The sequence below is a fragment of the Bradyrhizobium sp. SZCCHNR1093 genome, assembly GCF_032381175.1.
Classification (GTDB): domain Bacteria; phylum Pseudomonadota; class Alphaproteobacteria; order Rhizobiales; family Xanthobacteraceae; genus Bradyrhizobium.
The window spans coordinates 157,048-179,081 of record NZ_JAUHJJ010000001.1; the positions used below are offsets into that span (position 1 = coordinate 157,048).

At 66.4% G+C, this 22,034-nt stretch carries 26 protein-coding genes; 13 read left to right on the forward strand and 13 right to left on the reverse strand.

Going from position 1 to position 22,034, the window contains the following annotated elements; translation table 11 throughout:
* Positions 1-37: 37 nt before the first annotated feature.
* From QX070_RS00755 to QX070_RS00775, 5 genes are all read right to left on the reverse strand, one after another.
* Positions 38-340: a helix-turn-helix domain-containing protein gene (locus QX070_RS00755; protein WP_315733929.1), complete on the reverse strand. Its 303-nt coding sequence runs from the start codon at positions 338-340 to the stop codon at positions 38-40.
* 205 nt (positions 341-545) lie between these two features.
* Entirely contained in the window at positions 546-2,594 is a 2,049-nt protein-coding gene (locus tag QX070_RS00760) for an elongation factor G (RefSeq protein ID WP_315733930.1), read from the reverse strand.
* Positions 2,595-2,770: 176 nt separating this feature from the next.
* A complete protein-coding gene (locus QX070_RS00765; protein WP_315733931.1) occupies positions 2,771-3,244 on the reverse strand; it encodes a DUF992 domain-containing protein in 474 nt (157 codons plus the stop codon).
* Between the two features lie 173 nt (positions 3,245-3,417).
* Positions 3,418-3,942, reverse strand: a complete 525-nt coding sequence (locus QX070_RS00770) for a DUF992 domain-containing protein (protein WP_315733932.1) — start codon at positions 3,940-3,942, stop codon at positions 3,418-3,420.
* Positions 3,943-4,062: 120 nt separating this feature from the next.
* The gene (locus tag QX070_RS00775; RefSeq protein ID WP_315733933.1) at positions 4,063-5,265 is read right to left on the reverse strand and encodes a pyridoxal phosphate-dependent aminotransferase; all 1,203 of its coding nucleotides are present in this window, start codon (positions 5,263-5,265) and stop codon (positions 4,063-4,065) included.
* 191 nt (positions 5,266-5,456) lie between these two features.
* Between QX070_RS00775 and QX070_RS00780 the strand changes: the two genes are divergently transcribed.
* From QX070_RS00780 to QX070_RS00800, 5 genes are all read left to right on the forward strand, one after another.
* A complete protein-coding gene (locus tag QX070_RS00780) occupies positions 5,457-6,689 on the forward strand; it encodes a glycosyltransferase family 87 protein (protein WP_315733934.1) in 1,233 nt (410 codons plus the stop codon).
* Positions 6,690-6,882: 193 nt separating this feature from the next.
* Complete coding sequence (locus QX070_RS00785) at positions 6,883-7,533, forward strand: glutathione S-transferase family protein (protein WP_315714112.1); 651 nt, start codon at positions 6,883-6,885, stop codon at positions 7,531-7,533.
* A gap of 194 nt (positions 7,534-7,727) precedes the next feature.
* Positions 7,728-7,979, forward strand: a complete 252-nt coding sequence (locus QX070_RS00790; protein WP_315733935.1) for a hypothetical protein — start codon at positions 7,728-7,730, stop codon at positions 7,977-7,979.
* Between the two features lie 67 nt (positions 7,980-8,046).
* The gene (locus QX070_RS00795; RefSeq protein WP_315733936.1) at positions 8,047-8,241 is read left to right on the forward strand and encodes a hypothetical protein; all 195 of its coding nucleotides are present in this window, start codon (positions 8,047-8,049) and stop codon (positions 8,239-8,241) included.
* 63 nt (positions 8,242-8,304) lie between these two features.
* Complete coding sequence (locus tag QX070_RS00800; protein WP_315733937.1) at positions 8,305-8,766, forward strand: GNAT family N-acetyltransferase; 462 nt, start codon at positions 8,305-8,307, stop codon at positions 8,764-8,766.
* 161 nt (positions 8,767-8,927) lie between these two features.
* On the opposite strand, the gene QX070_RS00805 is transcribed toward QX070_RS00800, so the two are convergent.
* From QX070_RS00805 to QX070_RS00820, 4 genes are all read right to left on the reverse strand, one after another.
* Positions 8,928-10,910, reverse strand: coding sequence for an AI-2E family transporter (locus QX070_RS00805; RefSeq protein WP_315733938.1), 1,983 nt, complete (start codon positions 10,908-10,910; stop codon positions 8,928-8,930).
* A gap of 564 nt (positions 10,911-11,474) precedes the next feature.
* Complete coding sequence (locus QX070_RS00810) at positions 11,475-11,795, reverse strand: antibiotic biosynthesis monooxygenase (protein WP_315733939.1); 321 nt, start codon at positions 11,793-11,795, stop codon at positions 11,475-11,477.
* A 137-nt stretch (positions 11,796-11,932) separates the two neighbouring features.
* Entirely contained in the window at positions 11,933-13,156 is a 1,224-nt protein-coding gene (locus tag QX070_RS00815) for a DUF1501 domain-containing protein (protein WP_315733940.1), read from the reverse strand.
* Positions 13,153-14,673: a DUF1800 domain-containing protein gene (locus QX070_RS00820; RefSeq protein WP_315733942.1), complete on the reverse strand. Its 1,521-nt coding sequence runs from the start codon at positions 14,671-14,673 to the stop codon at positions 13,153-13,155. The genes QX070_RS00815 and QX070_RS00820 overlap by 4 nt, the downstream gene beginning before the upstream one ends.
* Positions 14,674-14,813: 140 nt before the next feature.
* On the opposite strand from QX070_RS00820, the gene QX070_RS00825 reads away from it, so the two are divergent.
* From QX070_RS00825 to QX070_RS00840, 4 genes are all read left to right on the forward strand, one after another.
* The gene (locus QX070_RS00825; protein WP_315735657.1) at positions 14,814-15,035 is read left to right on the forward strand and encodes a cysteine-rich CWC family protein; all 222 of its coding nucleotides are present in this window, start codon (positions 14,814-14,816) and stop codon (positions 15,033-15,035) included.
* Positions 15,032-15,715 carry an HAD family phosphatase gene (locus QX070_RS00830; protein WP_315733945.1) on the forward strand — a complete coding sequence of 228 codons (684 nt, stop codon included), beginning with the start codon at positions 15,032-15,034 and terminating at the stop codon, positions 15,713-15,715. Before QX070_RS00825 ends, QX070_RS00830 begins: the two co-directional genes overlap by 4 nt.
* 276 nt (positions 15,716-15,991) lie before the next feature.
* Positions 15,992-16,558, forward strand: a complete 567-nt coding sequence (locus QX070_RS00835) for a hypothetical protein (RefSeq protein ID WP_315733947.1) — start codon at positions 15,992-15,994, stop codon at positions 16,556-16,558.
* A gap of 15 nt (positions 16,559-16,573) precedes the next feature.
* A complete protein-coding gene (locus QX070_RS00840; protein ID WP_315733949.1) occupies positions 16,574-17,059 on the forward strand; it encodes a hypothetical protein in 486 nt (161 codons plus the stop codon).
* Here QX070_RS00840 and QX070_RS00845 read toward each other — a convergent pair.
* A complete protein-coding gene (locus tag QX070_RS00845; protein ID WP_315733952.1) occupies positions 17,034-17,663 on the reverse strand; it encodes a helix-turn-helix domain-containing protein in 630 nt (209 codons plus the stop codon). The genes QX070_RS00840 and QX070_RS00845 overlap by 26 nt on opposite strands.
* Before the next feature lie 102 nt (positions 17,664-17,765).
* Between QX070_RS00845 and QX070_RS00850 the strand changes: the two genes are divergently transcribed.
* Positions 17,766-18,548: a crotonase/enoyl-CoA hydratase family protein gene (locus tag QX070_RS00850; protein WP_315733954.1), complete on the forward strand. Its 783-nt coding sequence runs from the start codon at positions 17,766-17,768 to the stop codon at positions 18,546-18,548.
* Here the strand turns inward: QX070_RS00850 and QX070_RS00855 are convergent.
* Genes QX070_RS00855 through QX070_RS00865 form a run of 3 tightly spaced genes read right to left on the reverse strand, consistent with a single transcriptional unit; the run spans position 18,545 to position 20,282 of the window.
* The gene (locus QX070_RS00855; RefSeq protein WP_315733956.1) at positions 18,545-19,240 is read right to left on the reverse strand and encodes a glutathione S-transferase family protein; all 696 of its coding nucleotides are present in this window, start codon (positions 19,238-19,240) and stop codon (positions 18,545-18,547) included. The two genes, QX070_RS00850 and QX070_RS00855, sit on opposite strands and share 4 nt — an antisense overlap.
* 30 nt (positions 19,241-19,270) lie before the next feature.
* On the reverse strand, positions 19,271-19,510 hold the full coding sequence (locus QX070_RS00860) for a hypothetical protein (RefSeq protein ID WP_315733958.1): 240 nt from the start codon (positions 19,508-19,510) through the stop codon (positions 19,271-19,273).
* A gap of 7 nt (positions 19,511-19,517) precedes the next feature.
* Positions 19,518-20,282, reverse strand: a complete 765-nt coding sequence (locus QX070_RS00865; RefSeq protein WP_315733959.1) for a sulfite exporter TauE/SafE family protein — start codon at positions 20,280-20,282, stop codon at positions 19,518-19,520.
* Positions 20,283-20,372: 90 nt separating this feature from the next.
* Between QX070_RS00865 and QX070_RS00870 the strand changes: the two genes are divergently transcribed.
* From QX070_RS00870 to QX070_RS00880, 3 genes are all read left to right on the forward strand, one after another.
* Positions 20,373-21,296, forward strand: a complete 924-nt coding sequence (locus QX070_RS00870) for a LysR substrate-binding domain-containing protein (RefSeq protein ID WP_315733960.1) — start codon at positions 20,373-20,375, stop codon at positions 21,294-21,296.
* A gap of 66 nt (positions 21,297-21,362) precedes the next feature.
* On the forward strand, positions 21,363-21,575 hold the full coding sequence (locus tag QX070_RS00875; protein ID WP_315733961.1) for a hypothetical protein: 213 nt from the start codon (positions 21,363-21,365) through the stop codon (positions 21,573-21,575).
* 203 nt (positions 21,576-21,778) lie between these two features.
* A complete protein-coding gene (locus QX070_RS00880) occupies positions 21,779-21,961 on the forward strand; it encodes a hypothetical protein (RefSeq protein ID WP_315733962.1) in 183 nt (60 codons plus the stop codon).
* Positions 21,962-22,034: the final 73 nt, after the last annotated feature.

Sequence of the window (22,034 nt, forward strand, 5' to 3'; positions counted from 1 at the left end):
CACGAAGCGCCCACGGGCCCCGTGCCGCGCGATGAGCCTAGCTCGCGTCATCGCGCACAATGTCAGTTTGACGGCCCATGCGGCGGGGCGGCCCCGGTTCCTTCAGGCGAACACCACGCCCGCCATTCTCGCTGCGGGAATGCTCACCGATCAGATCCACGCCCGCACGATTGAGCGCATCGACGACCTTGGTCAGCGAGTCCACCACGCCGCGGACGTTGCCCGTGGAGGCTTCCATCCGCTGGATCGTCGGCAGCGACACGCCGGCCAGCTCGGCCAAGGTTCTCTGATCTATCCCGAGCAGCGCACGGGCTGCTCGCATCTGGAACGACGTGATCACGATGGCCTCACGTAGCAGACACCATAAATGATGTCTGAGACAAAGACAATGATGTAAAATACATCATAAATTGCTTTCGGAGGCAAGCTGGAACCCAGCCCTCGTCCTCTGTTCCCTGCGCGCCCGAGCAAGGTCCCGACGCGATCCGGCCCGCCATCCCGAGAGAGGATGACGGGCCGGTGCTGCTCGGCGCGGAGCGTTCGGCTCAGGCGGCGTCGCGGTGGGAGGCGATGATGTGGTCGGCGGCGCGGCCCGTCACCTCGGCCATGTGGTCGAACTGGCGGGTGAAGCTGCCGGCGCCGGCCGTGGCCGAGCGCAATTCGACGATCAGCTCGCCGATCTCGGCCTCCGGCATCATCGCGCGGACGCAATCCCAGCCCGGCCAGCCGTCGCGGGTGTCGAACGACAGGATCTGGCCGCGCCGCGCCGACAGGATCGCGTTGATCCTGGCGGTCGCTTCCGTGGGGCAGACGATCTCAACGGTGTGAATCGGCTCCAGCAGCACCGGCTGGCATTGCGGCAGCCCCTCGCCGACGCCGACCCGCGCCGCGGTGCGGAACGCGAGGTCGGACGAATCCACGCTGTGATAGGAGCCGTCGGTCAGCGTGACCTCGACGTCGATCACGGGGAAGCCCAGGGGGCCGCGGGCCATTGCGTCGACAACGCCCTCCTCCACCGCCGGGATGTAGTTGCGCGGCACCGCGCCGCCGACCACCTTCTCGGCAAAGCGGAAGCCTTCGCCGCGCGGCAGCGGCCTGATGTCGAGCACGACGTCGCCGAACTGGCCGTGACCGCCGGACTGCTTCTTGTGGCGGCCGCGCTGCGTGATCGGCTTGCGGATGGTCTCCTGATAGCCGATCGCAGGCTGATGCGATTTCACGTTGACGCCGAAACGGTCGCGCAACCGCTCCAGCGCGACGCGCAGATGCATCTCGCCCTGCCCCCACAGCACCGTGTCGTGGGTGCGCGGGTTCTGTACCATCGTCAGCGATGGATCCTCCTCGTGGAGCCGCTGCAAGGCCTGGCCGAGCTTGACGTCGTCCTTGCGGTCCACGGCGGCGATCGAGAGCGCCAGCACGGGTGGACACGCCTCGACCTTTGCCAGCGGCAGCGGCGCCGTCTTGCCGGTCGCAACCGTATCTCCGGTCTTGACCGCATCGAGCTTGCCGAGCGCGACCGTGTCGCCGGCTTCGGCGCCCGCGCGCTTGCTGTCATAGGCGCCGGTCGCAGCCAGGATGCCGGACACGCGCGCCGCCTCGCCCGAAGCGGCATGCAGCGTCGCGCCGTCGTCGAGATGGCCCGACAGCAGGCGCGTCAATGACAGCTTGCCGCCATGCTGCAGGTGCAACGTCTTGAAGACGTAGCCGAGCGCCTCCTTCGCGTCCTTCACGCCCAGCCGCTGCGCGGTCTCGGCGATTCCGGGCGCCTCGTGGCGCAGCGCCTTCATCAGCCTCAGCACGCCGTTCTCGCGCAGCGCCGAGCCGAGCAGCACCGGGCAGATCAGCCCCTCGCGCAATTCGCGCGCGAGATCGTCGAACACGGCGTCGCGCGGCGGCGGGATGTCCTCCAGCAGTTGCTCCATGAGCGCGTCATCGTGATCGGCGAGCTTCTCCAGCATCGAGAAGCGCGCCTCCTTCTCGCGGTCGAGATCGCCGCCTTCGAGCCCAACGACTTCCGACGCCTTGTGCTCGCGATAGATGAAGGCGCGCTCCAGCGCGAGGTCGACGAAGCCCTCGATCAGCTCGCCGTTCCAGATCGGAATCTGGCGCAGCACCAGCGGCACGCGCGAGGCCGGCTGCAATGTGGCAAGCGTCTCCCTGATGCGCGCATTGGCGCGGTCGATCTTGTTGAGGAACAGGAAGCGCGGGATGCGCAGCTCCTCGAGCTCGCGCAGGATGATCTGCAATTGCGGCAGCTTCTTCTCGTCGGCCTCGCAGACCACGATGGCGGCATCGACCGCCGGCAGCGCCGCGCGCATGTCGTGGATGAATTCGACCGAGCCGGGACAATCGAGGAAGGTGTAGCTGTCGCCCATGAAGGTCGTAGTCGCCGCCGTCATGGCGACGCTCATCTTGTGCTGACGCGCCTCCGGGCTGGCATCGCCGACGGATGTGCCGGCGTCGACGCTGCCCGCGCGTGGGATCACGCCCGTCCGCGCCAGGATCGCCTCCAACAGAGTGGTTTTACCGCTTTGGAAAGGGCCCACCAGCGCAATGCACCGTGGACCGCGGGGACTTCTCAGGTCTTGTCCCATTCGCCGCCTCCTCGTTGTGGAGCTCGGCCCTTGATTGGGTCGGCAAAGCCGAATGCTCTGCCTCGGCTGCCGCTTTGGCAAGCAGGTGGCCTGCGAAAAACGTCGCTGCAGTGCGGGGAGCACGCCGCCTTCCCGCACGATGGCGGGAAGAGCGGCTATTCACGGCAAAGGGAAGATCACCGACCCGGGCGCAATTCGAGGCTTTGCAGCCCCGCCGAGACGCTGAGGCCGACCTGGCCCTGGACGCTGAGTGGCTGCAGCGCGATCGAGTTGGCGGAGCCGCCGACCAGCACGTTGCCGCCAAGGCCGACGCCGACGGCGGCCGAGCCCTGTGCGCCGGCATAGTCGCCGGAGAGATCGCCCGGCCCGAGCCGTGCAACCGGGGCATAGACCACCCAGGCCAGCAGCGATTCCTGGGTGATGCCGAGATCGAGGCCGACCTTGCGGATGGTCGCGACGTAACGATCCTCCGGCAGCCCGTCGGCGCGCAGCACGCAGCCGAGATGGGTGACCGAGCCGACGATGAAGCCGACGCTGGCGCCACCGCGGCATTCGAGGACGCCGACCCGCACGCGATCTTGCGCCTGGGCAGCGCCGCCGGTGCAGAGGACGACCGCAGCAGCGAGCCCGGCGAGGATGGTCGAGCGCATGAATAAAAACTCCGGCTGAAATGAACGTGTGATGCAGACCCGTCGATCGGACTGACGATCACGGGGCATCACATCTATGCCACAAGCCTTACAGTCGCACCAGATTCGCCGCGCCGTCAGCACGCGCCATCGCGCCGGCCATTGCGACGCGTTCGCCCGAACGCTTCCGCGGCTCAGCGATAGAAGCGCGAGAAATAGGACGATGAACGGCTCGGGCTCGGGTGGATCGGCAGCAGCGGCACCAGCTCGACCTCGGTGATTCCGGCAGCGATGTTCAGGCCGGTCTGCCCCTGCAGGCTGATCGGCTGCAGGGCGGCGGCGCGATCGGTGTCGCGCACCAGGAAGCTGCCGCCGAAGCCGACCAGAGCCGCAGCGTTGGCGGACAATCCACCGTAGCGCCCGCGCAGCTCGCTGCGGCCGAAATCGTTGACCGGTGCGCTGACCGCCCACGCCATCCTGGTCTCATCCGTCAGCCCGACATCGAGGCCGTAGCGCCGGACCTTGGCGACATAGCGCTCCGGCTGGCGGCCCTGGCTGCGAAACACGCAGCGGAGGCGTGACTGGGACATCACGAGCTTGCCGGAAGTCTTTCGTCCCGCGCACTCGAGCACACCGGCGCGCATGGGGCGATTTGCGTGGGCTTGCGCGAACGGAGCAACCGACACAAGCAACATGATCGACAGCAGAAGCAGCCGCATCGAACTCCAACCCTACGCCACCAGACTTATCGACCGACAAGAGAAAGGCGCCATGTTCAAAACATGGCGCCTTTCGGCCTGGAACTTGGCTTCTGGAGTTTCGAGACGGATGTTGCCCGATTACCTCAGATTGCCGCAGAAGCGCTGGATGCGCTTGCAGGCGTCCTCGAGATCGGAGGTCTTGGTCGCGTAGGAGATGCGGAACGCCGGGCCGAGGCCGAACGCCGAGCCGTGCACCACCGCGACGCCCTCGGTCTCCAGGAGCTCGGTGACGAAGGCCTCGTCATTGTCGATCACCTTGCCCGACGGCGCCGTCTTGCCGATCGTGCCGGCGCAGGACGGATAGACGTAGAAGGCGCCTTCCGGCCGCGGGCATTCGATGCCGCTCGCCTGGTTCAGCATCGAGACCACGAGGTCGCGGCGCTCCTTGAACACCTTGTTGTTCGCGGGAATGAAGTCCTGCGGACCGTTCAAGGCTTCCACCGCCGCCCATTGCGCGATCGAGCACGGGTTCGAGGTCGACTGCGACTGGATCGTCGCCATCGCCTTGATCAGGTGCGCCGGACCGCCGGCATAGCCGATGCGCCAGCCGGTCATGCAATAGGCCTTGGAGACACCGTTCACGGTCAGCGTGCGGTCGTACAGCGACGGCTCGACCTGCGCCGGCGTGGTGAACACGAAGTCGTCATAGACGAGGTGCTCGTACATGTCGTCGGTCATGATCCAGACATGCGGATGCTTGACCAGCACCTCGGTGAGCGCCTTCAGCTCGGCCTTGGTATAGGCCGCGCCGGTCGGATTCGACGGCGAGCACAGGATCAGCCACTTGGTCTTCGGCGTGATCGCCTTCTCCAACGCCTCCGGCTGCAGCTTGAAGCCATGCGCCGCGGTGCAGACCACCGGCACCGGCTCGCCGCCGGCGAGCGCCACCATCTCCGGATAGCTGACCCAATACGGCGCCGGGATGATCACCTGGTCGCCGGGATTGATGGTCGCCATCAGCGCATTGTACAGCACCTGCTTGCCGCCGACGCCGACGATCACCTGGTTCGGCTTATAGGTGAGGCCGTTCTCGCGCTGGAACTTGCCGATGATGGCTTCCTTCAGCTCGGGGATGCCGTCGACCGCGGTATACTTGGTCTTGCCGTCCTGGATCGCCTTGATCGCAGCCTGCTTGATATTGTCCGGGGTATCGAAATCCGGCTCGCCGGCGCCGAGGCCGATGACGTTGCGGCCCGCCGCTTTGAGGACGCGCGCTTTATCCGTGACCGCGATGGTCGCGGACGGCTTCACACGGTCGAGCGCAGCGGCGAGAAAGGACATCATCAGCTCCTATGCAGGCGTCGTGGATCACCCCCTCGGGGCCACGACCAGTCATGTCAGGGAAACGCCCATTTGTAGGGCCCCCAGCGCTGCATCGCAAGAAGCTTGGGCACATGGCTCCCAAGACTTTAGAGAACGTTAAAGCCGCCCCGCTAGCGTGGGCCGACGATTGTCCAGAGTCTCAGGCCGAAATGACCACTATCGGGTGCGCCCTGCGATCCGGCGACTGGCTCACGGCCACGCGGATCAAGTCCTACAGCTGGATTCTGCTCGCGGTCACGATCGCGGCAATCGCCGGCTGGATCGCGCTGTCCGACGGGCTGATCGACCGCAACGGCAAGCCGATCGGGACCGACTTCTCCAACGTCTATGCGGCAGGCGTGCTGACCCTTCACGGCAAGGCGGCGGATGCCTACGATCCGCCGCTGCAGCATGCGATGGAAAAGGCCGTGTTCGATGGCCGCGACGTGCCGTTCTTCGGCTGGCACTACCCGCCCTTCTTCTTCGCGATCGCCGCCATCACCGCCCTGCTGCCCTATGCCGGAGGGCTCGCGCTCTGGGTCGTGTCGAGCCTGCTCGCATACCTCACGGTCATGCGCGCGATCCTGCCGCGTTCCGAGACCCTGCTGGTCGCGACCGCTTTTCCCGCCGTGTTCGTCAACATCGGTCACGGCCAGAACGCGTTCTTCACCGCGGCGCTGCTCGGCGGCGCGCTGTTGCTGATGGAGCGCGGCCGGCCATGGGCGGCCGGCATTTTGATCGGCCTGCTCGCCTACAAGCCGCAATTCGGCGTCCTCATTCCCGTGGCGCTGCTCGCAGGCACGCGCTGGCCGACGATCGCTGCTGCAGCCGCCACGGTGGCCGCGCTGGTCGCGATCAGCTTCGCCGCGCTCGGCAACGAGGTCTGGCACGCCTTCTTCCAGTCCATGACCTTCACACAGAGCGTCGTGCTCGAGCAAGGCGGCACCGGGTGGGAGAAGATCCAGTCGGTATTCTCCGCCGCGCGCCATTGGGGCGCCGATGTCAGGTCCGCCTATGCGCTGCAAAGCCTGCTGGCGCTGTCGCTCGCGGCCGGACTTGCCTGGCTGTGGCAGAGCGAGGCTGCGTTCGATCTCAAGGCTTCGGCACTGGCGAGCGCGAGCCTGCTGGCGACGCCCTACGTGCTCGACTACGACCTCGTGGTCGTTGCGGTTGCGATCATTTTCTTCGTCCGGCACGGCCTCGCGAACGGCTTTCGCGACTACGAGCTTAGCGTGCTCGCTGCCGCCTGGATCGTGCCGCTGCTCTCGCGCAGCGTCGCCGGGCTGACGACGATACCGCTGGGCCTCATCATTCTGATGGCCCTGTTCGCGCTGACCCTGCGCCGCGCACTCACCGATCGCGCCGTCGAGATCGGTGGACACGCGCGCATCGCACAAGCGTGATCTCGATTGTTTGAATCTATTGGAAAGTTGTTATTCGAGAGTGCAGTGCAGTAGCGCATTTCGACTTTTTCCATCCGCCGGCACTTGCAGCCTGCGCTCATCGGCATCATTGTCTGGCCGCATTGCGGGACGATCTGGCGTCCGGATGCGCGATGCGTCCAACCCTTGATTCCTCGAACTCGAAATCGGCCGGATGTACAAGCTCTATTCGATGCAGCGGTCAGGCAACAGCTACAAGGTCCGCCTTGCGCTCGCGCTTCTGAACGCGCCCTATCAGGCGATCGAGATCGACATTCTGCGCGGCGAGAGCCGCACGCCGGATTTTCTCGCCAAGAATCCGAGCGGCCAGGTGCCGCTGCTGGAAGTCGGCGAGGACCGCTTCATCGCCGAATCGAACGCGATCCTCTGGTATGTCGCCGGCGGCACGCCGCTGGTGCCGGAGCAGCGCATCGAGCGCGCCGAAGCGCTGCAGTGGATGTTCTTCGAGCAGCATGCGCTCGAGCCGAACATCGGCGCCGCCTATTTCTGGCTGCTCCTGGTCAAGGGCGGGCGCGACCTTCAGACCCATGCGCTGGAGGACTGGATGGAGCGCGGCTATGCCGCGCTCCAGGTGATGGAGAATCATCTCAAGAGCAACGATTACTTTGCCGCGAAACAGCTGACGGTCGCCGACATCGCGCTCTACGGCTACACGCACGTCGCCGATCGCTGCGACTTCGATCTGTCGACCTTCCCGAAGATCCGCAACTGGCTGCGCCGCGTCGAACAGACACCCGGTTTCGTCGCGATGGATTGGCAGCCGGCACTGATCGATTCAGCCGGCATCGCCGCCGACTACGGGTGACATGCTCACCGTAAAACTACCGACCGCCCGTAGAACAGCGGGGAAAATACACGTTTAGGCGGGAACAAATACCACGAACGCCATGTTCTTGCCTTTTTTGCTGATTTGCCGCCGCAATCCTGCCCAGCGCTACCTTAGAATTTACCTCTGCGAGTGATTCGCTCGCGGATGTATGGGTAAGGGATTTCGACTTCATGTCCCGGTGGCGTTGTGCTTCCGTTCCGAAGTTCAGTTGGGTCCGCGGCCGCGCGTCGCCGCAGGAGTCGAACCACCGTAGAGGGCTCCGCACGCCCGTCAGCGGCTTTCACGACCACGCAACGCTCACCCTTTCGCCCGGCCTGACCACCGCCGTGGTCGCAACGATCGCGGCCAGCACGCTCTCATTGGGTGTCAGCGTCACCATTGCGGTGGTGTCGATTCGCGCCGTCTTGTCGATGCCCGCTTAGCAGGAAGCCATTTTGACAACCCTTCGCGGTTTTCGCGACAACAGGCGATGATTGTCTCGCACACAAAATGGCGATGAAATCAACGGTCGTAATCGTTGCCGTGACCCTGGCACTCGCGATCCTGCTGGCGGCGTCACTGCTGATCCTGATCGAGCGACGGGGCGAGCTCTCGCTCTCGCCGCTGACCGAGGAGGATCGGTCGGTCTACGTCGAGCTGATGCGGCCGCCCACCGCCGAACCGGTGCTGCCCATCCCTGATTGATCGCGAACACGGCTGCGCGTATCGAAGGTCCGTGGAGATTTTCAAACGGACGACGAATCCTTGATGCACGAAGCACTCACTGTGCGCGCCATCGCGCGCGACGACCATGATCGCTGGCTGCCGCTCTGGGACGGCTACAACGCCTTCTACGGCCGTTCCGGGCCGACGGCGCTGCCGGCCGAGGTGACCGCGATGACATGGTCGCGCTTCTTCGATGCCAACGAGCCGGTGCATGCCCTGGTCGCCGAGAGCGGTGGCGAGCTGATCGGCTTGGCGCATTACCTGTTTCATCGCGCCACCACCACGATCGGGCCGCTTTGCTATCTCAACGACCTGTTCACGAGCGAAGCCGCCCGCGGCAAGGGCGTCGGCCGGGCGCTGATCGAGGCAGTCTACCGCGAAGCGCGGCAGGCCGGTGCGCCGCGGGTCTATTGGCAGACGCACGAGACCAACAGGACGGCACAGGCGCTCTACGACAAGATCGCCGAGCGCTCGGGCTTCATCGTCTACCGCAAGGCGCTGTAAGCGGGCGGTGTCACGCCGCCGTCACGGGGCCGGCCTACGCTCCATCGAGCGCCTGATCATCCCCCCGTCACCGGTCACGCGTTTCAGCGGTCCCCGTCAGTCGCCGTCTCTGACCGGGGCCGCATTTTTTTGTCGGGCCTGGTCGTTGGACGTGGCGCGTCTCACGCCACGTTCGTCGTCGTGTCCTGCTGCTCCAATGGTGCCAGCTGAGAAGCCTTCGCCTGCGCGGCTTCGATGCACATTCTGACAGCCTCGCCCATGCTCGCCGCGACCAGATCGGCCTTGGTGGCTTCTTGCAGCACCTTCGCGGCCTCCTGATCGACGTCGGCCGCGCAGCAGACCAACATCACTTTTGCTCTGGGGAGCCGTCGCTTCAAGCGACGAACGGAGTAGCGCATATGTGCGACGCCGGAATTGCCGATATAGATCAGGCAGGCAATCGCAACACCTGCGGGCTCGAGCTTGATGACGTTCGCCGTCGAGAGCGCCTCCGCTCCTGAGACCTTCGCGCCCAGCCCGTGTGCCGACGACAGTTGCGCGAGAATCACCGCCGCCGCTTCGTCGATCGGGGTTCGCCCGGCCACGCACAGGACCGGCTGCTCGCTCCGCCATCCTTCGGCGAGATTGTCCTTGCTGAGGATGGGTATCGTGTCGATGGCCCCACTGCTGGCCGAGCTGTCGACGGCCGATGCCGCCTCCGGATCGCTGGTGGTCTCGCGTTTCGCCAGCGGACCATCATTCTGATCGGAAAGATCGGCGGTCAACTCGGCGACGGCGTCACGGATCGTTGCAAGGCGATCATAGGCGAGCGCCCCTCGGTCGGCGTCGGCTTGGGCCAATTGCAGCCCCTTCACCGCGACCTCGTCGCAATAGGCAATCAACGAGCGCTCCTTCAAGAACTCCTCTGCCTTCTCGGCCGCTTCCGTCGGATCGTTCGCAAGCATGCGCTGGTAGAAGATCTCGGGAGGAGACAGCGCTGGACGATCACCGAACATGACGTCGAGGAACTCCAGGCGCTCCACATGTCGTCCGATGACGACCAGGCAGACCGTCAGCGGCGTCGCGAGCACCAACCCGATTGGGCCCCACAGCGCGGTCCAGAACGCGGCCGAAACGACCACCGCCACGGGGGACAGGCCCGTGCTGCGCCCATAGACCATCGGTTCGATGACGTGGCCGAGCAACGGCTCGACCACGAGGAACAGGGCCAGCGTCCAAATCAGCATCGACCAGCCAGGGTCCACCGCTGCCGCCAGAGCAAGCGGAAACGCCGCGGCGATGACGGCGCCGATATAGGGCACGAACCGAAGCGCTGCGGCGAGGATTCCCCAAAGGAGGGCGCTGGGGATGCCGATGAACCACAAGCCGACGCCGATCACGACGCCGAACCCGCCGTTCAGGGCGAGCTGGGTGAGGAACAGCCGGCTGAGCCTGTAAGCCGCATCATCGAGCGCCGCCGTGGTGCGCTGCAGGTCCGATGAGCCCGCAAGGCGGATGAGCCGATTCCTCAGGTCCTCGCGTTGAAGCAATATGAAGATCACGAAGATGATGATGATGCCGGTCGTCGCCAGCGGATGAATGAGCGGCGAAATCAGCGTGCGAAGACTGTCCAGCGCTCCAGGATCGGGCTGCCGGACCTCCACCGGGATCGGGGTCACAGGGACTGAGGAATTCGTTCGCAGTCCGCTCGGCGACCGAGCCGCTTCCGGCTCATTCGGTTTGTCGAGTTCCTTGCCCAGATCCTTGAGCATGTCTGATGCACGCTCGAGCGTCCCTCTCCCGGCCTTGGTGTCGCGGAACGACTGGATCTTGTTGCTCATCGTCGATTGATAGTTCGGCAACTCACTGGCAAGCTGGGTGAGCTGGGTGGCGAGCAGGCTGCCCAGCGTAAAGATCACGACGAACGCGAGAACGACCACGCTGACGACGGCCAGTCCGCGCGGGGCACGAAGCCGCTGCAGTTGCGCGACCAACGGCGCCAATACGAAGCTGAGCAGGATGGCCAGGGCCACGGGCACCAGGATGTCACGACCGAAATACAGCAGCGCGATGATGATGACCGCAAAAATGGCGACGGCCAGCGCGCTGATCAGCCCGAGAACTTCCTCCGGGGTGCGGACCTTGAGCGGCTGTCTGATGATCATCGAATCTCTCTGCGAACGAGGAGGGCGGCGCACGTCGCTCATGCGGTCAGGCTGTCAACGTCGACGAAGGCGGCGCGTTGCAACGGAGGGAAGCTTCTGACGATGTCGCCGGCGCAGGTGGTCATATGCCGAAAGGTTCGTCTCGATCCGAGCAACCATCCCGGCCTTCGCTAGAACAGAGCGACCGAGGGCGCTGGCCAGCGCTGCCCGCCCTGCCGGACATTCGGCTTCCTGTTTCAGACACGCGATAACAGCCTCGTGAGGCTCCAGTTCCCGAGAGCGCCTGACGTCGCATGCGCGTCTGCCGACGGCTACGACTGGTCCGCTTCGGCGCACCGTCGCACCTGCTCGAATCAGCCGGAGCTTCGCTATGGCGTCGTCCTTGTTGACGCCAGCAGGCCCGGCGGACCGGCTGGCCCGGCGCGAGCAGCTTGCGATGGCGCACGACCGGCGGCCGTCCGGGTCCTGTCGGCCGCCGCGTCGCTTCAGCGCAAAACAAGCGTCCGCTCGGCCGTGCTCAGCCAAGACGGGTCGCGGAGACGGATCGCGATGGTGGGCTTTGTCCTACGTCTTGCTGCCCACCGTTTGGCGGACCTCGAACCCCTCGAACTGCGGCGGGCCGAGATAGTGCACCTTGGTGTCGCCGGCCCGCTGGTGCGCGGCGCGGAATGCTTCGGACTTGGTCCAGTCCTCGAACGTCGTCTTCGACGCCCAGATCGTATGCGAGGCGTAGAGCGTATGGTCCTCGGCTTCCGGTCCCTTCAACAGGTGAAACTCGACGAAGCCCGGCACCTTGTCGAGATGGCTGTCGCGCGACAGCCAGACCTGCTCGAAGGCGGCCTCCGAGCCCTTGGCGACGCGAAAACGATTCATGGCGATGAACATGCTGATCTCCTGAGGGATGAATGCCGCAGGTCGAGGAGTAGCAGACTTCGCGGTGCAATGCGCCTGCGACGACGGCCGCTGATGCCGCAATGTGGAAGGCTTCAGGACGCCTGATCGGGAAATGGCGCAAGCGAGCCTTACGCTACGAGCCCCTTGATCGGCTTCACGGCCGCGCTGTCCGGAAACACCGCGCCGCCGAGCGCGTGCTCGCCGATGCCGAGATGATCGGCGAGTACGCCCTTGAACACCGCTCGTAGATCCGTCGTCGGCGCAAGATCGCGTCCCTGGTAGAGGCTCGCCATCTTCAGCGTCGGCCAGTCGGCGATCACCCGTCCGCCCTTCACCGCACCGCCGGCAAGCAGCGCAATCGTCCCGGTCCCATGATCGGTCCCCTGGGTGCCGTTGATCCTTGCCGTGCGCCCGAACTCGGTTGCGACCACCACGACCGTATCGCGCCAGCGCGGGCCAAGCCCGCTTTCGAACTCGGCGAGCGCACCGTCGAGACCCGACAAGAGCTGCGCCAGCCGACCGACCGCACCACCTTCATTGGCATGCGTGTCCCAACCGTCGAACGCCAGCGCGGCGATGCGCGGACCATCCTCCGCGGCGATCAGCTTCGCTGCGCCGCGCGCGACCTGGCGCATCGCCGCGATCTGGTTGCCGCCCGGCTTCGGCTTCATGTCGTCACCGACCGCGACCTTCTCGAGCTTGAGCCCTTGCGACAACGCAGCCGCCAACGCGGGATCGCGATGCGCATAGAGGTCGACCAGCCGCATCGCGGTGTCGTCATCGGCCTGCGGCAACGTCACCGGCGCCCAACCAACGGTGGGCGCTGCGCCGCGCAGCACCAGCGGCGCCGTCGGACCGACCGCGAGCGCGCCCGTGACGCGGGGGCCGCGCGGCAGCGCCTCGACTGCGCGGTTCAGCCAGCCCGATTGCACGCGGCCAGGACCGGCGAAGCCGCTTTCGAGCACGTCCTGACCATCGAAATGCGAGCGCTCGCGATACGGTGTCGCGACCGCGTGAATCACGGCAGCCTGCTTGTCGCGATACATGCGCGCGAATTCCGGCATCGACGGATGCAGCGCAAAGAACGAATCGAGCGGCAGCGCCGGATTTGGTCCCGCCGTCGTCAGCGCGATCGCGCCATGCAGTCCGGCGTAGTCGGGATCGCCGATCGGCGCGACGGTGGCGAGGCCATCGAGCGCGCCGCGCAGGATCACGACGATCAGCCGCGGGTCGCGCTGGCCGGCGGCCCGCGCGAATTTCGGCAGACAGCCCCAGGCCGCAAAGGACGCGCCTGCCAGCAGCAAATGGCGTCGCGAGGTCAACAGCGAGGTCGCGATCCGGTCCACCGTCATCTCCTCTGGAATTCCGGCGACATCAGCAACAACGCCAGCGCCTGCTGGCGCGATTCCGCACGCTCGATCGTGCGCCGCGTCTCCGTCGAGGTCGCATCGCCCGCGACGAGATCGAGCAGGTCGCGCGGATCGAGATTGTTGCCAAGACGGGCGGCGAGTTGCGCGGAAATGTCCAGCCGCAGCTTCATGCCCTCAGGGGCAGCCCACATCGCGTTGGTATCAGCAAATCCGTTTGGTCCTGCGGGCGCCCATAGCGGCTGGCCGAGCGTGTTCAGGGAACTGAGATAGAAGCCGGGATCTTCCGGCACGCGCGCCAGCAGCCGGCCGCCGGCGACCAGGAACTCATAGGGCGAACGGATCTTGGTCAGCGGCGCCGACCAGGCCTCGTCGGAGTCGACCAGCGCCAAGGTCAGCGCCTTGAGGTCGCCATCGCTCTTCTTGAACACGGCTTCGAGCCGGGCGACGAGCGCGGGCGGCGGATCATCGGCGACGAAATGGCGCGCGAGCCTGGTGGCGATGAACTTCGCCGTCGAGGGATGGCGGGCGATGTCCGCGAGCGCGGCCTCGCCCTGCGCGAGACCGTCATCCTGATAGACCTTGCCGAGCAGGGTCTGCGGCCCCGGCTGGTGCGCATTGGCATTGAACACGAAGCTGCCGGGCGCCGCGTTGCGGCTGTTGCGTCCGGCAAAGCTCCAGCCGGTGATGATGCGCGCCAGCGAGGTCACGTCCTCCTGGGTGTAGCCGCCGCCGACACCCAGCGTGTGCAGCTCCATGATCTCGCGGGCGAGGTTCTCGTTGAGGCCGCGCTTGCGGTTCTGGCCGGCGCGCGAGTCCGGTCCGAGCGATTCCTGGTTGTCGAGGAAGAACAGCATCGCCGGATGCTGCTCGACCGCCTTCAGCATGTCGGCGAAGCGTCCGAGCACGTGCGGCCGGATCGCCTCGCGCTCGAACGCACCGGCCCACATCCGCGCCAACTCGCCCTTGCCTGCGGAGATGCAGAAATGGTTCGACCAGAACGCCACCAGCCGCTCGGTGAAGCCGCAATCGGCGAGCACGGCGCGCTGCAGCCGCGCCAGCGCCTCGGCACGGAACGTCTTCTGGACGACGTTGGGCGGCTGCTGAGCCTGCGCGGGCTTTGCCGGCGTTCCCTGCATCGCGGGTGCAGGGTCGGCGCCGGCTGCTGGGGCCGCCGATGGCGTTGCGGCCGTGGCTTTGTCCGCGCCGTTCGTGGACAGGCCGCGCGTGGGGCTGGACTGCTCCTGCGGCGCAGCCTCCGACTTCGCGGCCTCGCGGGCCCGCTTGACCTCGTCCTGATAGGCGAAGACAGCATCGGCGAGTGCGGGCGTCGGCTGCAGACCCGGCGCTTCCAAGAGCGCTCCATTGGGACGCCCGAGCTCGGCCTTGACGAAGCCGCGCGGGTCCGACGCCGCATTGACGAGATCGCCCGAGGCGCCGCCACGCGCGCCGAAGCCGAAGCGATTCAATGCAACAAGAGCCGCTCGAGCATCACGCGCCATGCCACATCCTCGAGCCTGTCATCGCGGGAGCTCCCGAAACGCGGTGTTGCCGCGACCGCAGACTGCGATGGCGCGGCAGATTGTCACGCACTATACTTGCCCCGGCAGATGAACCGGACATGAAAAGGGGCTGGTCGGACGTGGCTCCGAACGTGACAAATCGTTTAGCGGACATGACCGCGCGGCAACTCACCTGCGAGTCGTGCGGCGCGGAGTTCAGCTGCGATCCCGGCGGCTCCTGCTGGTGCTTCGAAGAGGCCGTGCGCCTGCCGCTGCCCAACAACGGACAAAGCCGGTTCAAGGACTGCCTGTGCGTCAACTGCCTCAAGAGGCTGGCCGGCGAACCGGAGGCGGGATCGTGACGCGCTGGCACGTCGAAGCGGTCCTGCTCGACATGGACGGAACGTTGCTCGACACCGAGAAGGTCTATCTCGAAGCTGCGATCGCGGCGCTGAATGCGCTCGGCTACAGCGACGGCGTCGTCGAGCTCTGCCATGCGATGATCGGCATTCCCGGACCCGACAACGAGCAGACCCTGCGCGACCATTTCGGCGACGATTTTCCGCTGGTCGAAGTCAACCGCCTGTTCGCGGCCAAGACGATCGAGATCCTGCAGGCAGGCATGCCGCTGAAGCGCGGCGTCGTCGCGCTGCTCGACGCGATCGACGCGGTCGGCCTGCCCAAGGCCGTCGTCACCTCGTCCTCGCGCAGCACGGCCGCGGAGCATCTCCGCCTCGCCCGCATCGACCACCGCTTCGATGCGGTCCTGACGCGCGACGACGTGACCCGCGCCAAACCGCATCCGGACCTCTATCTGCTCGCCGCGGAACGGCTACGGACGCGCGCGCCGGCCTGCGTCGCAATCGAGGATTCCAATCCCGGCGTCGCCTCGGCGCACGCCGCAGGCGCGATCACCTTGATGGTGCCGGACATCGTGCCGCCGAACGATCATTCACGGGCGAATGCGGCGGCCGTGCTGCCGGATCTCGATGCCGCCATCGCGCTGCTCGCGCGCCGTTCGGTGTTGCCCGTCAAGACATGACGTCACGTCGGCAGGCTCGTCCGGCCATGCCGCTAATTCATCAGCCATTGTCTTCAAAGGCGGCAGAAGACGGTCACGATCGGTTCACGTCGTTGCGCGCCGCCGGCGGCCCTATCGGATGCATTAACCCGCACGCACTACCGTACAGGCGTTGGCGGATGGGCTTCTTTCATGTTGCGATTTATTGGCGCCGCAGGTGCGGCATTTTTGGTTGCGTTCGCAGGTGTGAGTTGGGCGGTGAGAGGCTTTCCGCTTCCGTATGGACCGTGGCGGGGCATGGCTCGGACGGCTTCGATTGAAACCGCGGCAAATCTCGCTGCGCCCTTGCGCGAGAGCGGGGCCGTTGTGACACCTCTATCTCCCCTGGTGGACAAGACCTTCGGCGGCCCGGAGGCAAAAGAGTTCGAGCGCAAGGCGTGGCTCGCGGAGCATACCTCGCAGAGCGACAAGAATCCCAAGCTCGACGCGTTGCGCATGGACGCGCTGCAGGCCGCGACGGCCTACAAGCTGTCGCCATGCGACAAGACCATGAAGCAGAACCTGGTGGACGCACTGACGGCCTATACTCGCGCCTATGTCGCCAAGCTGGATTGCAAGCGGCAGTTCTGGGGTGCAAAAATCTGCACGGACAAATCGCTCCAGGAGGCGGCCGACAGCGTCGGCACGCCGCTCGATCAGCGCGTGAAGGAGGCCTTGTTCGAAGCCTTCGACGAGAAGGGGATCACCAAGGCGGACTTTCCGGCCGATGTGCGCGAGGACGTCCCAATGTTCGCCGGACCCGGTCTCTGGTCCGACGAATCGTCGGTGTGCCGTATCCGGCAGGCGCAACGGGACCGGCGATAGCAAACGAGCGCTGCCATGAACCGGCTCATCTTCATCATCGCAGCCATCCTCGTCTGGCAGGTTGGCGGACGCCTGTTCCTGACCGACGCGCCGAGTGCGGCGGTTGCGTTTCCGCCCGTCACGGGCGCGGAGTTTCAGGACCACGAGAAATACACCGAGGACGCCCGGCGCTCGCAGCGCCAGGACGCGCTGAAGGCGCTCGATCTGGCGTGGAGCGACCGCTGCGGCGCCAAGCGCGACAGCTTCATCAGCGGCCTCAACCACTACTACTATCATCGGCAGAACCAGAACGAGCGCTATCCCGAGACCTATGGTCCGGCGGGCGCCGCCTACATCGCCGGCGTCTGGACGACCGCCGAGGATCGCCGGATCGAACGCCTGACCCAGGAAGCCTACGCCGCCGGCTACATCAAGCCGTCCGATTTCGACGGCATGGCGAGCCAGATGGTCGCGACGATCGTTCGCGGCGAGCGGGTCAGGGGACGCGGCTGCACCGGCTGACGGTCCTGCGGGGAGCGTATCGCCTCCCCTTTGGCAGCGCCGCCGCGACCAGCGTCCGTGCCGCCGCGCCCGCGGTCTCCATGTAGCTGGCGTCCCGATGCAGCAGCACGACCGCGAACGCGCCGTCGAGCAGCAGCAGCATCTGCCGCGCGAGCTCGCCCGCTTCGGCAATTCCCTGCTCTTCGAAGACCGCCAGCAGCCAGGCCTCGAACTTCTTCTTGTGGGCGGCGCCGATCCTGATCGCGGGATGGCCGGGCAGATTGGCGAGCTCCGCGGTGGTGCGCAGGAAGCCGCAGCCGCGCCATTTCGGATGCCGCGCGGCGCGCGCAAGCTGATTGAAGATCCCGGCGATCTTGTCGGGCAGCGCGCCCTCGGTCTCGTCGAACCAGCGCTTGAACAGCTCCAGGTTCGGCTGGTCGCGCGCGGTGAGATAGGCCGCGACCAGATCGTCCTTGCTGCGGAAATGATAGTACAGCGTCTTCTTGGTCACGCCGGCCTTCTCCGCCACCGCGTCGACGCTGACGGCGCGGATGCCCTCGGCATAGAACAGCCTGCTCGCGGCGGCGATGATGCGGGCGGGCGTGGGATCGGAGGATCGGGGCATGGCGGCGCTCGGTCTCGGTCAATGTATACTGACCAGTTAATATACCTCGGCTGCCGCGGCGCCTAGTCTTCGCTTGCTCCAACCGCCAGCCTGCGAGACGCCATGACCGACCTCCTCCTGCTCGACATCTCCGACCGCATCGCCACGATCACGCTGAACCGGCCGGAGCGACTGAACGCGCTCAGCTACGCGCTGATCGATCGATTGATGGCCGCGCTCGACCGCATCGAGACCGATGCCGGCGTCAGGGCCGTGATCCTCACCGGCGCGGGACAACGCGCCTTCTCGGCCGGCGCCGACATCGACGAATTCACCGCAAGCGTCCGCCAGGGGCGCGCCGCGGCGCTGCGCGACTTCGTCCGGCGCGGCCAGGCGATGACGGCGCGGCTGGAGGCGTTCCGCAAGCCGGTCATCGCCGCCGTGAACGGGCTCGCCTTCGGCGGCGGCTGCGAGATCACCGAGGCCGTGCATCTTGCGGTGGCGAGCGAGCGCGCCAGCTTCGCCAAGCCCGAGATCAGGCTCGGCATGCCGCCGACCTTCGGCGGCACGCAGCGGCTGCCGCGGCTGGTCGGCCGCAAGCGCGGACTCGAGCTGCTGCTGACCGGCGATTCTTTCCCGGCGCAGCACGCGCTGGAGATCGGCCTCGTCAACGCCGTCGTGCCGCACGACGAGCTGTTGCCGGCGGCGCGCGCGCTGGCGCAGCGCATCATCCGCCACGGGGCGGACACCATCGCCGGCATCATCACCGCCGCGACGCGCGGGCTCAACATGGCCGTCGGCGAAGGGCTGCAGGTCGAGAGCGAGCAGTTCGCGAGCCTGGTCGGCAGCCGCGATCTCACCGATGGGCTCGCGGCCTGGCGCGAGCGCCGGCCGCCGCGTTTCTAGACCGGGTGGCCCGGCGACTTGCGCGCCAGCCCGTCGAACGCATCGAGCAGCCGCTCGCGCCAGGCATGGACGCTGTCGCTCTCCTCCAGCAGCTTGAACGGGCTCACCACGCGCGCCCATTGGAAGCCGCCGAACACGATGTAGTCGGCATAGTCGGGCGTATCGCCGCCGATGAAGGCCTGCGTCTTCAAGGTCTGGCGCAGCGGCTCCAGCGACCTGCGGAAGCCGATGACCGCCTGGTCGCGCGAGGCCATGACCTCTTCGAGGCTCTTGCCGAACCGCGCCTCGCGCGACGCGCGGAAATAGTCGGCATCCTCGGCGGCGAGGTTCTTCGGAATGTCGGCGATGATCAGCGGGAAGATGCCGCCGACGATGGCGATATCACCCCAGGCATTGAGGAAGCGCGCCATCGCGCGGCCGCCGGCGCCGCCGAACAGCGACGGCCGGTCCGGATAGGTGTCCTCGAGGTAGTTGGCGATCGTCCACGAATCGGCCACCGCGCGGTCGCCGTCGAGCATGACCGGCACCTTCTCCGATCCATGCGGCGCGATCGCGCTCTTCTCGGTGAAGCGCCACGGAATCGATTCTGCGCTCAGCCCCTTGTGCGCCAGCGCCATCCGCGTGCGCCAGCAATAGGAGCTGAACGGGCGGCCCGCATCGGTCCCGACGAGTTCATACAGCTTCACTGCCATTCCCGGTCTTTCCTCCAAGTCCGGACCGTTCTAGCGCGCGACGCGGCCGTTGTCGCGCAACAGCCGCGCGCCGGCGTCGGTGACGATGATGAAGAGGCCGACGCCCGCGATCGCCTGGCGCGTGACATAGCCCAGATCGGCGGCATCCTCCCACACCGTCAGCCGCGGGCAGCTCGTTCGCCACGTCGCCACCACCTCGGCATGGCTGCGCGGCGCGCGCGCGATCCATTCGACGAAGTCCAGCACCAGGGGGTCTGCCGATACGGCCATGCTCGCCTCACTCTGCCGCCGCCGAGCTCTGCGCGGCCAGCAGCAGCCAGCCGCCATAGAGGATGTAGTAGCTCGCCACCGCCGTGATGATGCGGTTGGCCCAGGTGCGGAACTGCTGCTCGCTCATCGCCTCCAGCAGCCGCCGCGCCAGGCTCGTGCCGAGCATCGACGCTCCGACGGCGACGAGCGCGAGCACGGGATCGAGGCCCGCGGCCTGATCGATGATGCCGCCGAAATAGATCAGCTTGGTGAGGTGGCTCGCGACCTGACACGTCGCCTTGGTGGCGACGATCGCGCGGCGGTCGAACCGCGCGCCGAGAAAGAACGTGTCGAGCAGCGGCCCGGACACCCCGGTCATCAGCATCAGCCCCATGCAGATCGTGCCGTAGATCGCGCCCTGCCAGACGCTGTCCGGATCGGGCCTGAGGCCGGCCGGCATCAGCCGCGCCATGAACGGCGTGACGCCGAGCAGCAGGAGCGCGACCGGCTTGTCAGGCACGTAGCGCACCAGGGACCACAGGCCGAGCGCCAGCGCGCAACCGACGAGATACACCGCGACCGGCCGCCAGCGGATGTGCCGGCGCCACAGCACGGCGCGCCAGCCGTTGGACGCCATCTGCGTCGCCGCGTGCAGCACCATCGCCGCCGGCAGCGGCATGATCGCCAAGAGCACGCCGATCAGGATCAGCCCGCCCGCCATGCCGAACAGGCCCGACAGGAACGCCGTCGCCACCATCAGCAATCCGAGCGCTGCAATCAGGGCTGGTGTCATGGCTGATCTCCTCGCCATGCAGATTGTCGTACTGGCGACGGCCGCACAAACCGAGTTATCTTGCCCTCCATCAGTTTTCCTGAGGGCTCGATGAGACGGCTGCTGTTCCTCAACGGCATCAAGGCATTCGAGGCGGCTGCGCGCACCGGCAGCTTCGCCGCGGCCGGCGGCGAGCTCAACGTCTCCGCGGCCGCGATCAGCCGCATGGTCAACCTGCTCGAGCAGCGGCTCGGCGTGGTGCTGTTCGAGCGCAAGGCCAACCGCCTGGCGCTGACCGCGCCGGGCCGCGCCTATCAGAGCGGGCTGACGCCGATCTTCGATGCGCTGTCGAGCCTGACCGCGCAGATCATGGCGCCGTCGTCGATGCGCGTGCTGACGCTCGGCGTCGGTCCGACCTTCGCGATGAAATGGCTGATCCCGCGGCTCGCCGATTTCAGCACCGAGCAGCCGGACATCGAGGTCCGCATCACCACCGGCGGGGCGGCGGTGCCGTTCGGCGACGACTGGAGCTGCGGCATCAAGCTCGGCCACGGCGCCTGGCCGGGTCTCGTCGCCGAGCCGCTGTTCGCCGCCGATCTCGTGCCGGTGTGCACGCCGCGGCTGGCCGCAACCTTGAAGAAACCGGCCGACCTCAAGGGCCCGAGCCTGCTGCGAGTGTCGCATGCGGCCGAGGACTGGGCGCTGTGGCTGAAGGCCGCGGGCGTCACCCGCGTCAGCGCGCGCGGCACCGAGTTCCAGTATTACGGGCATGCGCTGCAGGCCGCGATCGACGGGCTCGGCGTCGCGATGGGCATCCGTCCCTATATCGACGATGACCTCGCGGCAGGACGGCTGGTTGCACCGTTCGCACTGACCGTCCCAAAAGGCGAGCGCTGGTATCTTGTCTACCGCCACTTCCAGGCCGGCCAACGTGATTTCGCCGCGTTCCGGCGCTGGATCATGCGCGCAGCGTCGCAACCCGCGACCCGGAATTCTCAGCGCAGGGACGCGCTCAAAAAAGACGCTGACGTGTGAACCTGTTCACAAATGCCCGGACAAACTCATGCTGTTGTTGCAGTTTGGAACATCCAGGACTGCGCAATGACGTACTTGTACGAAGACTTCGCCATCGAGCCGTTCGAAGCAGGACGCGGCTTGTGGCACGCGCGGATCCGCCGCGCGGACATGACCCCGGTGGTGATCAATGGTGTTTCGTTCCCGTCTCTCGAAGTCGGCTTTGCCTGGTCCGATGCAGACATGGCGATCGCCGATGCCAAGAGCCACATCGACCGCTTCCGCAAGCGGTGGGACTGACGACGGCCAACTGATAGGCCGTCGCTTCGAGCATGCAACGGAGGATATCGACCGCCCCCCGGGAAAAGACGGATAGCGCGACGTGGAACAATCTTCGAGAGTGAAGTCCCCGAGAGTCCATCCGCGCGGCCAGACGGTTCCAAGCCAACAATCCAAACGCCAATTCGAAATGCCGAGTGTATTCGTAATGCGGACTGCAATTCATGGCTGAGCCTGCCGTCAAACACCTCGCTTATTCGGTGCGTACGCGATGCCCGGACTGCGATGCCGAGCTGAGCGTCCTGAGCGTCATCAACGGCCGTGGCGGTTCCGAGTACTGGGCCCTGCAATGCGTCGCCTGCCACGGCGTGCATCTCGACATCGTCGAGCAGCCGACCCGGCATTGAACCGCAGCGGGGCGTCGCTGGAGCGCCATCGCGCGCGCCACGGCTCGCGAGTCGCTCGCTGATCTCGTGTGGC

Bases quoted from the DNA above. Each gene is read 5' to 3' on its own strand.
- QX070_RS00760 (WP_315733930.1), bottom strand. From the start codon at position 2,594: ATGGGACAAGACCTGAGAAGTCCCCGCGGTCCACGGTGCATTGCGCTG.
- QX070_RS00765 (WP_315733931.1), bottom strand. From the start codon at position 3,244: ATGCGCTCGACCATCCTCGCCGGGCTCGCTGCTGCGGTCGTCCTCTGC.
- QX070_RS00770 (WP_315733932.1), bottom strand. From the start codon at position 3,942: ATGCGGCTGCTTCTGCTGTCGATCATGTTGCTTGTGTCGGTTGCTCCG.
- QX070_RS00775 (WP_315733933.1), bottom strand. From the start codon at position 5,265: ATGTCCTTTCTCGCCGCTGCGCTCGACCGTGTGAAGCCGTCCGCGACC.
- QX070_RS00780 (WP_315733934.1), top strand. From the start codon at position 5,457: ATGACCACTATCGGGTGCGCCCTGCGATCCGGCGACTGGCTCACGGCC.
- QX070_RS00785 (WP_315714112.1), top strand. From the start codon at position 6,883: ATGTACAAGCTCTATTCGATGCAGCGGTCAGGCAACAGCTACAAGGTC.
- QX070_RS00790 (WP_315733935.1), top strand. From the start codon at position 7,728: ATGTCCCGGTGGCGTTGTGCTTCCGTTCCGAAGTTCAGTTGGGTCCGC.
- QX070_RS00795 (WP_315733936.1), top strand. From the start codon at position 8,047: ATGGCGATGAAATCAACGGTCGTAATCGTTGCCGTGACCCTGGCACTC.
- QX070_RS00800 (WP_315733937.1), top strand. From the start codon at position 8,305: ATGCACGAAGCACTCACTGTGCGCGCCATCGCGCGCGACGACCATGAT.
- QX070_RS00805 (WP_315733938.1), bottom strand. From the start codon at position 10,910: ATGATCATCAGACAGCCGCTCAAGGTCCGCACCCCGGAGGAAGTTCTC.
- QX070_RS00810 (WP_315733939.1), bottom strand. From the start codon at position 11,795: ATGTTCATCGCCATGAATCGTTTTCGCGTCGCCAAGGGCTCGGAGGCC.
- QX070_RS00815 (WP_315733940.1), bottom strand. From the start codon at position 13,156: ATGACGGTGGACCGGATCGCGACCTCGCTGTTGACCTCGCGACGCCAT.
- QX070_RS00820 (WP_315733942.1), bottom strand. From the start codon at position 14,673: ATGGCGCGTGATGCTCGAGCGGCTCTTGTTGCATTGAATCGCTTCGGC.
- QX070_RS00835 (WP_315733947.1), top strand. From the start codon at position 15,992: ATGGCTCGGACGGCTTCGATTGAAACCGCGGCAAATCTCGCTGCGCCC.
- QX070_RS00840 (WP_315733949.1), top strand. From the start codon at position 16,574: ATGAACCGGCTCATCTTCATCATCGCAGCCATCCTCGTCTGGCAGGTT.
- QX070_RS00845 (WP_315733952.1), bottom strand. From the start codon at position 17,663: ATGCCCCGATCCTCCGATCCCACGCCCGCCCGCATCATCGCCGCCGCG.
- QX070_RS00850 (WP_315733954.1), top strand. From the start codon at position 17,766: ATGACCGACCTCCTCCTGCTCGACATCTCCGACCGCATCGCCACGATC.
- QX070_RS00855 (WP_315733956.1), bottom strand. From the start codon at position 19,240: ATGGCAGTGAAGCTGTATGAACTCGTCGGGACCGATGCGGGCCGCCCG.
- QX070_RS00860 (WP_315733958.1), bottom strand. From the start codon at position 19,510: ATGGCCGTATCGGCAGACCCCCTGGTGCTGGACTTCGTCGAATGGATC.
- QX070_RS00865 (WP_315733959.1), bottom strand. From the start codon at position 20,282: ATGACACCAGCCCTGATTGCAGCGCTCGGATTGCTGATGGTGGCGACG.
- QX070_RS00870 (WP_315733960.1), top strand. From the start codon at position 20,373: ATGAGACGGCTGCTGTTCCTCAACGGCATCAAGGCATTCGAGGCGGCT.
- QX070_RS00875 (WP_315733961.1), top strand. From the start codon at position 21,363: ATGACGTACTTGTACGAAGACTTCGCCATCGAGCCGTTCGAAGCAGGA.
- QX070_RS00880 (WP_315733962.1), top strand. From the start codon at position 21,779: ATGGCTGAGCCTGCCGTCAAACACCTCGCTTATTCGGTGCGTACGCGA.